Origin of the sequence: Acidovorax sp. LjRoot66, assembly GCF_964253305.1 — a bacterium.
GTDB lineage: Bacteria > Pseudomonadota > Gammaproteobacteria > Burkholderiales > Burkholderiaceae_C > Acidovorax.
The window spans coordinates 4,756,746-4,768,784 of sequence record NZ_CAXUQU020000001.1; the positions used below are offsets into that span (position 1 = coordinate 4,756,746).

Genomic DNA, 12,039 nt, shown 5'->3' on the forward strand with positions numbered 1-12,039 from the left:
GGACTACTCCTCTTGGGCGCGCGAAGAGACGGCCTTGGCGATCAAGGCGTTCATGTCGGCCGCACGCTCGGAGGTGCGGTCGTACACGAAGTGCAGCGTGGGCACCGTGTGGATGTGCAGGCGCTTGAACAGGCCATTGCGCAGGAACCCAGCCGCCTGGTTGAGCGCCGCCTGTGTTTCCACAGGGTCGCCCACCAGCAGGCTGAAGAACACCTTGGCGTGCGCGTAGTCGGGAGTCACCTCCACACCCTGCAGCGTCACCATGCCCACGCGCGGGTCTTTCAACTCGCGCGCGATCAGCTCCGTCAGATCGCGCTGGATCTGATCGGCGACCTTGAAGGCGCGGTTCGGGGTGGAGGACTTCTTCTTCGCAGCCATCGGTTACAGCGTCCGCGCGATTTCCTTGATATCAAAGAATTCGAGTTGATCGCCTTCCTTGATGTCGTTGTAGTTCTTGAGCTTGATACCGCACTCGAAGCCTTCCTTGACTTCCTTGACGTCGTCCTTGAGGCGCTTGACCGAGTCGACTTCGCCCGTGTAGACCACCACGTTGTCGCGCAGCAGGCGGAACCGTGCGTTGCGATGGACCATGCCCGAGGTGATGTACGAACCGGCAATCGTACCGATCTTGGTCGCCACGAACACCGTGCGGATCTCGGCCGTACCGATGATCTCTTCGCGCTGCTCGGGAGCCAGCATGCCCGACATGGCCACGCGCAACTCGTCCACAGCGTCATAGATGATGCTGTAGTAGTGCAGATCGACGCCATTGCTCTCGGCCAGCTTGCGTGCACCGGCATCGGCACGCACGTTGAAACCGATCACGATGGCCTTGGAGGCGATCGCCAGGTTGATGTCCGACTCGCTGATGGCGCCCACTGCGGCGTACACCAGCTGCACCTTGACCTCGTCGGTCGAGAGCTTGAGCAGCGACTGCGACAGCGCTTCCTGCGAACCCTGCACGTCGGACTTGACGATGATGGGCAGCATCTTCACTTCGCCTGCCGTCATGTCGGCAAACATGTTCTCGAGCTTCGCAGCCTGCTGCTTGGCCAGCTTGGTGTTGCGGAACTTGCCGGCACGGTAGGTGGCGATTTCGCGGGCACGGCGTTCATCCGTGAGCACCATGAATTCGTCGCCGGCCTGGGGCACTTCGGTCAGACCCTGGATTTCCACCGGGATCGATGGGCCTGCGGTCTTGGCGGTCTTGCCGTTTTCGTCCAGCATGGCGCGCACGCGGCCGTAGGTCTGGCCTGCAAGCACCACATCGCCGACCTTGAGCGTACCGGACTGCACCAGCACCGTGGCCACAGGGCCGCGGCCCTTGTCCAGTTGGGCTTCGATCACCAGGCCCTTGGCCAGCGAGTCGACCGGTGCCTTCAGTTCCAGCACTTCGGCCTGCAGCAGCACCTGTTCGAGCAGGTCGTCGATGCCCTGGCCGGTCTTGGCCGACACCGAGACGAATGGCGACTCGCCACCGTACTCTTCAGGCACGACGGACTCGACCACCAGCTCCTGCTTGACGCGATCGGCGTTGGCATCGGGCTTGTCGATCTTGTTGACCGCCACCACGATGGGAACACCAGCCGCCTTGGCGTGCTTGATGGCTTCCTTGGTCTGGGGCATGACACCGTCGTCCGCTGCCACCACCAGGATCACGATGTCGGTGGCCTGTGCACCACGGGCACGCATGGCGGTGAACGCCTCGTGGCCAGGGGTGTCCAGGAACGAGATCATGCCGCGTGGCGTTTCCACGTGGTAGGCACCGATGTGCTGCGTGATGCCGCCGGCTTCGCCCGAGGCGACCTTGGCACGGCGGATGTAGTCGAGCAGCGAGGTCTTGCCATGGTCCACGTGGCCCATGACGGTGACCACAGGTGCGCGTGGCAGCAGTTCGACGTCCTTTTGCAAGGTGTCGTCGTCGGTGAAGGCTTCCGGATCGTCCAGCGCCGCCACCACGGCCTTGTGGCCCATTTCTTCCACCATGATCATGGCGGTGTCCTGGTCCAGCGGCTGGTTGATGGTGACCATCTGGCCCATCTTCATCAGGGCCTTGATGACTTCGTTGGCCTTGATCGACATCTTGTGCGCCAGCTCGGCCACCGTGATGGTTTCGGGCACGTGCACTTCGATGATGCGCGCCTCCACCGGAGCGGATTGCTGGTGGTGGTCGTCACGGTGGTCGCGGTCATTGCCACGGCGGCCACGCGGGCCTCCGCGCCAGTTGTTGCGCCCCACGCCCCCGCTGCTGTCGCCGCGGGTCTTGATTTCCTTCTTCTTTGCCGTGTCGCCCGCCCAACTGGAGGACAGCTTGGCCGACTTCACTTCCTTGCCGGCGGCCGCGCCAGGCGCTGCCGCCGTGGCAGGTGCGCCAGGGCGTGCCGGACCGGTGCCCGTGCCCACTGCGGGCTTGTGCAGCGTGCCCTTCTTGGCATCGCCAGCCAGCGCGGGCTTGGCCACGGGCTTGGGTTCTTCGGGCTTCTTGGCCACCATGACCGCCTTCTTGGGCGTGGCCATCATGGAGCGGATGGCGGCTGCCTCGGCTTCGGCCTTGCGGCGGCGTGCGTCGAGGTCGGCGGCGCGGGCCACTTCCTCGTCGGAGCGGGCCTTGGACTCGGCTGCAGCCTTTTCACGGGCTTCGGTCTGGGCAGCGTTGCGTGCGGCGGCCTCGGCGGCCTGCTCACGCGTGGCTTCCTGCTTGACGGCAGAGGCCTGGGCCTTCTTCTCGGCTTCCTGGGCAGCGTAGGCGGCAGCGCGCTCTTCGGCTTCGCGCTCGCGCTGTTCGCGGGCTTCGCGCTCGGCACGCTTTTCGGCGAGTTCGGTTTCCTGGCGGCGGATCAGCTCGGCCTGGCGGCGTGCTTCTTCCTCGCGGCGCGTCAGCTCAAGTTCTTCGCTCGAGATCGGTGTCTCTTCCACCACGGCGTCTTCGGACTCGGCAGAGCCCTCCACGCCATCATCGCGCTTGATGAAGGTGCGCTTCTTGCGCACTTCCACCTGGATCGTGCGCGCCTTGCCCGTGGCATCGGCCTGCTTGATCTCGCTGGTGGACTTCTTCGTCAACGTGATCTTCTTGCGGTCGACCGCGGCGGTGCCGTGGCTGTTTTGCAGGTACACGAGCAGCTTTTGCTTGTCGGACTCGGTCAACGCGTCCGATGGGGCGGCCTTGCCCACGCCGGCAGCCTTGAGCTGGTCGAGCAGGGTTTCAGGCGATTTTTTGAGTTCGGTTGCAAACTCGGCGACAGTATTACTGGACATATGTGGTTCGTGCCTCCCTGACCCTTACTCTTGCTGCCCCGCGAACCAGTGTTCGCGCGCCTTCATGATCAAGGCTTTGGCATCGTCTGCAGACTGTCCGGTCAGGTCGGTCAGCTCATCAATGGCCAGATCGGCCAGGTCGTCACGTGTGTGCACACCGCCTTCGGCCAATTTTGCAATCAGCTCCGGGGTCAGGCCTTCGAGGTCGCGCAGGTCCTGGGAGACCTCTTCCACGCTTTCCTCACGGGCGATTTCCATGGTGAGCAGAGCATCCTTGGCACGGGCACGCAGCTCATTGACGGTGTCTTCGTCGAAGCTTTCGATTTCCAGCATTTCCTGCAGCGGCACATAGGCCACTTCTTCCAGGCTGGCGAAACCTTCGGAGATCAGGATGTCGGCGATTTCCTCGTCCACATCGAGCTTTTCCATGAACAGCTTGCGGGCCGTGTCGGACTCGTTGGCCTGCTTTTGCGCCGACTCGGCGGCGTCCATGATGTTGATCTTCCAGCCGGTCAGGTCGGACGCCAGGCGCACGTTCTGACCACCGCGGCCGATGGCGATGGCGAGGTTTTCCTCGTCCACCACCACGTCCATGGCGTGCTTTTCTTCATCGACCACGATGGAGGAGACGTTGGCCGGGGCCAGCGCACCAATCACGAACTGGGCCGGGTCTTCGGACCACAGCACGATGTCCACGCGCTCGCCGGCGAGCTCGTTGGTCACCGCATTCACGCGGGTGCCGCGCACGCCGACGCAGGTGCCGATGGGGTCCACGCGCTTGTCGTGCGAGAGCACGGCGATCTTGGCGCGCGAACCGGAGTCACGGGCGCAGCTCTTGATCTCCAGCAGGCCCTGTTCGATCTCGGGCACTTCCTGGCGGAACAGCTCGATCATGAACTCGGGCGCCGAGCGCGACAGGATGATGGGCGCGCCGCGCAGCGTCAGGTCCACTTCCATGATCATGGCGCGCACACGGTCACCGCTGCGCAGGTTTTCCTTGGAGATCATCTCGCTGCGGCGCAGGCGGCCTTCCACCCGGCCGGACTCGACGATGATGTCGCCCTTGTCCATGCGCTTGACGGTGCCGGTGAAGATGCGCTCGCCGCGCGACATGAAGTCGTTGAGCAGCATTTCGCGCTCCGCGTCGCGGATCTTCTGCAGGATGACCTGCTTGGCTGCCATGGCGCCGATGCGGCCGATGGGCACGGATTCGACGCCTTCTTCGATGTACTCGCCGACTTCGATGTCGGCAATGCGATCTTTCGCATCCATCAGCAGTTCTTCGGCTTCCGGGTTCTGCAGGCCTGCATCGTCAGGCACCACCAGCCAGCGGCGGAAAGTCTCATAGTTGCCGCTGTCGCGATCGACGGACACGCGAATGTCCACCTCGCCCTGGTACAGCTTCTTGGTAGCCTGGGCCAGGGCCGACTCCACGGCGCCCAGGACCACGTCCAGCTCCACGTTCTTTTCGCGCGAAATGGCCTCAACCAACATCAACAATTCGCGATTCATGCGACGACTCTCCTAGTTCAATCACCCGACAAGCAAAGGCTGCACTCGGCGGCCATCTGCCCAATTCATTCAGCAGCCTGCTTGCAACTCAGGCGGGCTCGGCCCCTGGCTTGTTGCTGCGCCCCTTGAAATCGACAATGGGCGCCAGACGGACTTCCCGTGTTTCATCCAGGGTGAAGCCCAGCGCCTGCAACGGGGCGGGCACGCGCTTCTTGCTGATTCTTTGACCCGGCTTGACAGCGGGCTCTTCGCTCCAGACGATCTGCCAACCCCCTGCCTCGGCCCGCTCCAGCGTGCCGCGAAATTTCTTGCGCGTGGCATTCACCTGCCCCGCTCCTGCCGCGCCGATGGGCGCCCTCAATGTGATGTCGATGATCGAGCCTTCGAAACGCACGAAGTCCTGCTCGTGGCGCAAGGGTCGATCGATTCCGGGAGAAGACACTTCCAGGCGCTTGTATTCAACGCCATCGACCTCCAGCGCAAACTGCAGCTGGCGGGTGACCTTCTCGCAATCTTCGACCGTGACGTACTGCTCTACGGCCGGCGCGGGCGCATCGGCGGCAGGCTGTACCCAGGGCAAGTCGATGGTGATGCGCAGCAGACCACCAGCGGAGCGTTCGATCTCCACCAGGTCATACCCCAGGCCAATCACAATTTGTTCAACGACTTGCTGCAGTGCCACGTGTTCTATTCAATCCCGGAAAAACAAAAAACCCGATAACCCCCAGAGGCTTCGAGCTCCAAAAGCAAACGACCAAAAAAAACGGGCGGTTGGTACCCGCCCGCTTGGTCGTGAGAAACGTATTGTAGCCCGTAAAGCGTTGATTTGCCAAGACGCGGGGCCACGAGCACGCCGCAAACACCCTGCATGTGCGGCAGAACAACGCCCGGCGCGGGTTTGCGCGGAAAAACGCCTTTGCCAGCCCCTGTTGGCTACGGCAGCGAGAGCGGCTGCAGCAGCTCGGCAAGGTCGCTTTCGGTGAAAAGCGGCTGCTTTCGCCCCGCCGCACCCTGGTAAAGACTTTCGGCCAGCTGGGCCTTTTTCTCCTGCAGGGCCAGTATGCGCTCTTCGATGGTGCCGCGCGCCACCAGCTTGACCACCCACACGCTCTGCGTCTGCCCGATGCGGTGGGCACGGTCGGTGGCCTGGGCCTCCACGGCGGGGTTCCACCAGGGGTCGTAGTGGATCACGGTGTCGGCCTGCGGCAGGTTCAGCCCCACCCCGCCGGCCTTCAGGCTGATGAGGAACAGCGGCACCTCGCCGCTGGTGAACCGGTCGATGATGGCGTCGCGCTTCTGGCTCTGGCCCGTGAGCTTGACCCAGGGCAGGCCGTGTTTGGACAGCTCGGCCTCGATCAGCGCCAGCATGCTCGTGAACTGCGAGAACAGCAGGATGCGCCGGCCTTCGGCCAGCATCTCGGGCAGCATTTCCATCAGCTGCGCGAGCTTGGCCGAGGTGTGCACCTTGCGCGCCGCCTCCAGCGGCACGAGCTGCGGGTCGCAGCACACCTGGCGCAGCTTGAGCAGCGCGTCGAGGATGGTGATCTGCGAGCGCGCCAGGCCCTTGGCCTGCAGCGCCTCGCGCACGGTCTTTTCCATGCCCAGGCGGATGGTCTCGTACAGGTCGGCCTGGCCACCCGAAAGGTCCACGGGCATCACGGTCTCGATCTTGGGCGGCAGCTCGTGCGCCACTACCGACTTGGCCCGGCGCAGCATGAAGGGGGTGATGCGCGAGCGCAGCTGCGCCAGCCGCTCGGTGCTGCCCTGGCGCTCGATGGGGTTGCGAAACAGGTCACGAAAGCGCTGCTGGCTGCCCAGAAAGCCCGGCATGAGGAAGTGGAACAGGCTCCAGATCTCGCCCAGGTGGTTCTCCATGGGCGTGCCCGACAGGCACAGCCGGTGGTTGGCCTGCAACTGCGCCACCACCTGCGCGGCGTTGGTGGTGGCGTTCTTGATGTTCTGCGCTTCGTCGAGCACCACGATGTGCCAGCGCGCCTCCAGCCAGCGCTCGCGGTCGCGCTGCAGCAGCGAATAGGGGGCGATCACCAGGTCGTGCTCGGCCATGGATTCGGCCAGGGCGTGGCGCTCCTTGCCGTGCAGCACCACGCTGCGCAGGCCGGGGGTGAAGCGCGCGGCCTCGCGCTCCCAGTTGCCCATCAGGCTCACGGGCGCCACGATGAGTGCGGGCTGCACCAGGCGGCCGGCATCCTTCTCGACCTGGATGTGCGCCAGCGTCTGCAAGGTCTTGCCCAGGCCCATGTCGTCGGCCAGCACGCCCGCCAGGCCATTGGCACGCAGGAACTGCAGCCAGTTGAGCCCTTGCTGCTGGTACGGCCGCAGCTGCGCCTGCACCCCCGCAGGCACCGGCACCTCGGGCAGTTGGCCCTGCCCCTGCAGTTGCTGCACCAGGGCGTGCAGGCTGGCCGCCCCTTCCCACGCCACCCCATCGCCCAGCGAGGCGCTGGTGCGCAGCGCCTCCAGGCGCGACAGGCGCAGGCTCTCGCCCGAAAAATCATGTGCGCGGTCGCCCGCCAGGTCAAGCAGCGCCGCCAGCCAGGGCTTCAGGGTGTCGGTGGGCAGGCGCACGAAGCCATGGCCACTGGGGGCAGGAAGGTACAGAAACGGAGGCAGCGCCAGCCCCTTGGCGCCGCCACCGGGCTCGGCGGGGTCGGGCGCCGCGGATGCGGCCGCCGCGATCAGGTCGGGCAGCCAGGGCAGGATGTTGTGGCGCTGGCCATCGATCTCGATGCCCAGCGACAGCTCGAACCAGGGGGATGGATTGGGCTCGCCACCATCGCCGTGTGCGCCAGCGCCACCACCCGGCTCTGCGCCGTCCGCACCGTCATCCAGCCCGAACGCATCGTCCCCCCCATCGCCCTCAGCCCCCTCTGGGCCCAGGTGCACGTGGATGGTCTGCGCGTGCGTGATCCAGCCATCAAGCTCGGGCGCCACGGTGAGCGCAAAGCCGGCCTCGCGCAGCGCGGCGAAGCCTTCGTCGGCCCAGAGCATCCAGGCGCCCTGCGGCCGCTCGCCAGGGATGCCGAACAAACCCTCGTCCACGCCCAGCAGGCCCAGGTCCATGAGGCGCGAGACGGCGTCGATCTCGGCACGGCCATCGCGCTGCAGCAGCACCTTGCCGCCTCCACCGTCCAGGCCGTCCACCAGCACCGACAGGGGCTGCCCCACCCACCAGCCCACATGGCCCAGGTAGTCAAAGCGCAACTGCGCCGTGATGAGCCCCATGTAGGCCACCCCGGCCGCCGGTGTCGGCGCCAGGTGCAGGCGCGCCACGGGGGCCACGCCGTCGAGCCGGGTCAAGCCCTGCAGCACGGGCGGCAGCGGCACGGGGCCCAGGCGCCGGGCCACGTCGGCCTGGTATTTTTGCAGCGCAGCAGCACTCAGGGTGGGCGCGTGCAGCAGCACCTCCAGCTGCGCGGGCTCCATGCCCGGTGCATGCGCCAGGCCGCACAGGCCGGCAGCGGCATCGAGGTACATCGGCGGGTTGTTATGGCACAGCGTGGCGCCCGCCTGGGGCAGGCGCGCCTGCAACGCCCAGCCGCTGTCCTGCGCCTGTGCGCCGGCCGCACCGCCCGAGACGGCCTGCCAGGCCCACTCGATGGGCAGCAGCTCGCCCCACCGCAGGGGCGCCCCCACCGTGGAGCCGCCCGCATCGGCGAACAGGCGCCCGGTGCTGGCGGCCTGCTGCACGGCCAGCAGGCCGATCTGCCCCTCCACCACCGCGCAGGGCGCACCGCTGTAGGCGGAGTAATAGTTCTGGTGGCGCGGCAGCGCCCGCAGCAGTTGCAGCACCTGGCGGTCGGTGTCGCCGGCCCGGTCGAACACCGCCTGGCCCTTGCCCGGCTGGGTGCGCACCAGCTTGGGTTTGGCCCAGCCGCCGGTGACCTTGGGGTAGGACACCACGGCCTCCAGCTGCAGCAGCGGTGCCGCCCGCGGCGCCCCCACCACAGACAACAGGTAGACATATTGTTCAGGGCGGTCCGCCGCGCCGCCGGCACCTGCTGGCGCATCGCCATCGGCAAGGCCTGCGGCCTTGTCCAATGCCAGCAGCCAGTTCATGAGGCGCGCCTCCGACTCCATGCGGTGCACCTCGGCCATGCGCTGCTGCACGTCGCTGCGGGCCGGTGGCGGGCGGTTCAGCCCGGCAGCGGGCAAAGCCAGGCCCCTGGCCCGGTCCAATTCGCTCGGCCCCTGGCGCGCGGCCTGGTGCATGAGCGCCACGCCGTGCTTGCACTGCAGGCCCACGGGGCAACTGCACTGGCTGCGCCAGTAGTCCACCGCTCCATCGGGCATGAGCGCCATCGAGACGGACAGCTGGTAAGGCGCCAACTGGGTCCCCTGCACGTCGCCTTCGAGGCGCCAGTGGTCGCCCTGGGCGCTGACGGCCAGCCGCCGCACGGCACGCGCCTTGAACAGCGCCGTGCCCCGCGCCCACACACCATCGTCGCACAGCGCACGCAATGACTCAGGCTCGAACCAGAACTCCAGGGACATGGAAAAATTCAATACACAAACAGGAGGGCGACAAGGGCTATCGGAGGGGAGCGACAGCGGCTATCGGTTCATGGTACTGTACAAACTGCTATTCAAAAAATAGCAGATCAGAGCCCCCACCTGCCCCATGGAGGTGGCCGCTAGTGCAATGTTTCATGCTTGATGGCACAAATAAAAAGGGCGGATTTTTGGTCCTGGCAAGGCGCAAACCACAGCGATACCGGGCGTATCGCGAGGATTTGCAACGCGGCCAGGGCCGAAAAGACGACTTTTTATGTGCCAGATAGCGTGAAACACTGCACTAGACCCCTACCTCAGCCCCCGCGTGCCGCACGCACGCGCTCGAACACCTCTTGCGCATCACCGCCCGCCGCCGGCCCGCCCTGCACCGCCTGCAGGCTGGAGAGCAGCCGCGCCAGCACAGGCGCCTGGGGCAGCAGAGGCCCAAGAAAGCGCGCGCTTGTGCCATCGGCGATCAGCAGGGTGGGAAAGGTCTCCACATCCAGGTCGCCCGCCAGTTCGGACTCGTCCTCGATGTCCACCCACTCGAAACGCACCTCCGGGTGGGCCAGGGCCAGGGTGTCAAAGATGGCACGGTAGTCGCGGCAGGTGCCGCACCAGTTGGCGCACAGGCACACGGCCCACCAGCCCCCGGGGGTGCTGGCGGTGGGCGTGGCGTTGGGCGAGGCGGCCGGGCTGTGCATCTGCGAAATCCTTCGGGGCTGTGGCGTGCCACTGTACAACGGCTTGTGCCCGGGCATCTGGACTGTTCTGCCCATACCCAATACCGGTGCCAGGGAACTGGCCACCTGGGCCAGAATGCGCACAGATCCACCCGCCTGCAACGCCCAACCCATGCTCAAATCGCTGACGCCCCTGTTGTACATCGCAATATCACCCGAGCGCCTGAGCGTGCGCAACCCGAAAACGGGCGCCACCTGGGACGAGGTGCCCGAGATTGCCCTGCAGGACCAGCCAAAGCCGCTCATCCTGGCCGTAGGCAACCGGGCCCGCGAGGCAGCAGCCCAGACCGGCGCGCGCATCGCGACCCCGCTGGCCCACCCGCGCTCCCTGGTGTCGGACTTCGTGCTCGCACAGCAGCTGCTGAAGCACAGCGTGCGCACCGTGCTGGACGAGGGATCGTTCTGGCGCTTCCTGCCATCGCCCCACATCGTGTTGCACCTGCCCGCGAACCCCGAAGGCCGCTACACCCACGCGGAGCTGCGGACGCTCAAGGAGCTGGCCCTGGGCTGCGGCGCCAACCGGGCCATGCTCTGGCAAGGCCCGCCGCTCACTGATGGCGAACTGCTCTCGGGCCAGTATCCGGCCACAGGCCATATCCTGGAATGAACACGCCGCGCGGTGGCTGGACGACAATGCCTGCATCCCGCCCACCCACGCACATCCCATGAGCCATCGCCCCGACACCCTTGCGCTGAACATGCCGATCCCCAGCGGCGACCAACTCAAGGCCGCGCGCACGGCCGCCGGATTGAGCCAGGCGCAGGCGGCAGAGCTGCTGGGCTATCCGCTGCAGACCGGCAGCCGGGGCGGCCTGCAGTCACGCACTTGGCAGGCCCTGGAGAGCACGACCGACGAACGCAGCATGCAGGGCCCGGTGTTCGCCATGTTCCTGCTGCTGACCGGCCAGCACCCCGAGTTCCGACTGGAACGCAAGCCGCCAGCAGGCAGTGTGCAAGACACAGCGAGCGACGGCGAGGAAGCCATTTCCCCCGAGTAGAGGCGCCGCGCCGCCCAACCGTTCGATCAGTCCACCTTGATGTTGGCGGCCTTGATCACCTGGGCCCATTTCTCGACCTCGGCCTTCTGGAAGGCGGCAATCTGCCCCACGTTCAGATCGGCCGGCTCCATGCCGAAGCCTGCCAGGCGCTTTTGCATGTCCGGCTGCCCGAGGATCTTGCGGATCTCGTCGTGCAGGCGACCCACCACCGGCGCGGGCGTGCCGGCGGGCACGAAGATGGCCTGCCAGGACTGGACCTGGAAGTCCTCGAGGCCCTTGATGCCCGACTCCGCCACCGTGGGCACGTCGGGCATGGAGGCCAGGCGCTTGGGCGAGGTGACAGCAATGGCGCGCAGCTTGCCGCTTTGCACATGCGGTGCAGCCACCACGGTGGTGTCGAACATCATGTCCACCTGGCCTCCTATCACGTCCTGGATCGCCGGGCCGCTGCCCTTGTAGGGGATGTGCGTGAACTTCACGCCCGACTTGAAGCCCAGCAGCTCCACTGCCAGGTGCTGCGAGCTGCCCGTGCCGGCCGAGGCGGAGGACAGGCCGCCCTCCTTGGTCTTTGCGGCGGCCAGCACGTCCTTGAGCGTCTTGTAGGGGCTGTTGGCGGCCACCACCAGCACCACGGGGTTGGTGCCGATCAGCGTGACCGGGCTGAACGACTTGATGGCGTCGTAACCCAGCTTGGGGTACAGGCTGGCATTGATCGCATGCGAACTCACAGTGCCGCCCAGCAAGGTGTAGCCGTCGGGTGCCGCGCGCGCCACCGCCTCCGAGCCCACGCTGCCCGCCGCGCCGGCCTTGTTCTCGACCACCACGGTGGTGCCCAGCGCCGTGCCCAGTTGCTGGCCAATCATGCGGCCCAGCGTATCGGTGGTGCCGCCTGCGGCAAAGGGCACCACGTAACTGATGGTCTTGCCCGTGGGCCAGGTGCCCTGGGCAGCGGCGGGCAGCCCGATGAAGCAACTGACAGCGGCAAAGGCCGCCGCCGGGATGAAGGTTCTGCGTTGCAT

9 protein-coding genes are annotated in these 12,039 nt (G+C 66.2%); 2 read left to right on the forward strand and 7 right to left on the reverse strand.

Annotated elements, in window-relative coordinates; genetic code table 11:
* Window positions 1–3: 3 nt before the first annotated feature.
* The 6 genes from rbfA to ACSQ3Y_RS22370 all read right to left on the reverse strand — a co-directional run bounded on the left by rbfA (window position 4) and on the right by ACSQ3Y_RS22370 (window position 9,983).
* Window positions 4–378, reverse strand: coding sequence for a 30S ribosome-binding factor RbfA (gene rbfA / locus ACSQ3Y_RS22345; protein WP_057203714.1), 375 nt, complete (start codon window positions 376–378; stop codon window positions 4–6).
* Between the two features lie 3 nt (window positions 379–381).
* A complete protein-coding gene (gene infB / locus ACSQ3Y_RS22350) occupies window positions 382–3,255 on the reverse strand; it encodes a translation initiation factor IF-2 (RefSeq protein ID WP_057203715.1) in 2,874 nt (957 codons plus the stop codon).
* Between the two features lie 24 nt (window positions 3,256–3,279).
* Entirely contained in the window at window positions 3,280–4,767 is a 1,488-nt protein-coding gene (gene nusA, locus ACSQ3Y_RS22355) for a transcription termination factor NusA (RefSeq protein ID WP_057203716.1), read from the reverse strand.
* 88 nt (window positions 4,768–4,855) lie between these two features.
* Window positions 4,856–5,449 (reverse strand): ribosome maturation factor RimP, encoded by a 594-nt coding sequence (rimP, locus tag ACSQ3Y_RS22360; RefSeq protein ID WP_057203717.1) that lies wholly within the window; start codon window positions 5,447–5,449, stop codon window positions 4,856–4,858.
* Between the two features lie 251 nt (window positions 5,450–5,700).
* Window positions 5,701–9,279 carry an SNF2-related protein gene (locus ACSQ3Y_RS22365; RefSeq protein WP_436178934.1) on the reverse strand — a complete coding sequence of 1,193 codons (3,579 nt, stop codon included), beginning with the start codon at window positions 9,277–9,279 and terminating at the stop codon, window positions 5,701–5,703.
* 314 nt (window positions 9,280–9,593) lie between these two features.
* Complete coding sequence (locus ACSQ3Y_RS22370; RefSeq protein ID WP_057268820.1) at window positions 9,594–9,983, reverse strand: thioredoxin family protein; 390 nt, start codon at window positions 9,981–9,983, stop codon at window positions 9,594–9,596.
* A 151-nt stretch (window positions 9,984–10,134) separates the two neighbouring features.
* Here ACSQ3Y_RS22370 and ACSQ3Y_RS22375 point away from each other — a divergent pair, with 151 nt between their 5' ends.
* Window positions 10,135–10,629 carry a rod shape-determining protein gene (locus tag ACSQ3Y_RS22375; protein ID WP_057268835.1) on the forward strand — a complete coding sequence of 165 codons (495 nt, stop codon included), beginning with the start codon at window positions 10,135–10,137 and terminating at the stop codon, window positions 10,627–10,629.
* A 58-nt stretch (window positions 10,630–10,687) separates the two neighbouring features.
* Window positions 10,688–11,020, forward strand: a complete 333-nt coding sequence (locus ACSQ3Y_RS22380; RefSeq protein ID WP_428000198.1) for a helix-turn-helix domain-containing protein — start codon at window positions 10,688–10,690, stop codon at window positions 11,018–11,020.
* A gap of 26 nt (window positions 11,021–11,046) precedes the next feature.
* Here ACSQ3Y_RS22380 and ACSQ3Y_RS22385 read toward each other — a convergent pair whose 3' ends face one another.
* Window positions 11,047–12,039, reverse strand: coding sequence for a Bug family tripartite tricarboxylate transporter substrate binding protein (locus ACSQ3Y_RS22385; RefSeq protein ID WP_057268822.1), 993 nt, complete (start codon window positions 12,037–12,039; stop codon window positions 11,047–11,049).

Coding starts and splice junctions, on each gene's coding strand:
- ACSQ3Y_RS22375 (WP_057268835.1), top strand. CDS start 10,135: ATGCTCAAATCGCTGACGCCCCTGTTGTACATCGCAATATCACCCGAG.
- ACSQ3Y_RS22380 (WP_428000198.1), top strand. CDS start 10,688: ATGAGCCATCGCCCCGACACCCTTGCGCTGAACATGCCGATCCCCAGC.
- ACSQ3Y_RS22385 (WP_057268822.1), bottom strand. CDS start 12,039: ATGCAACGCAGAACCTTCATCCCGGCGGCGGCCTTTGCCGCTGTCAGT.
- infB (WP_057203715.1), bottom strand. CDS start 3,255: ATGTCCAGTAATACTGTCGCCGAGTTTGCAACCGAACTCAAAAAATCG.
- rbfA (WP_057203714.1), bottom strand. CDS start 378: ATGGCTGCGAAGAAGAAGTCCTCCACCCCGAACCGCGCCTTCAAGGTC.
- nusA (WP_057203716.1), bottom strand. CDS start 4,767: ATGAATCGCGAATTGTTGATGTTGGTTGAGGCCATTTCGCGCGAAAAG.
- ACSQ3Y_RS22370 (WP_057268820.1), bottom strand. CDS start 9,983: ATGCACAGCCCGGCCGCCTCGCCCAACGCCACGCCCACCGCCAGCACC.
- ACSQ3Y_RS22365 (WP_436178934.1), bottom strand. CDS start 9,279: ATGTCCCTGGAGTTCTGGTTCGAGCCTGAGTCATTGCGTGCGCTGTGC.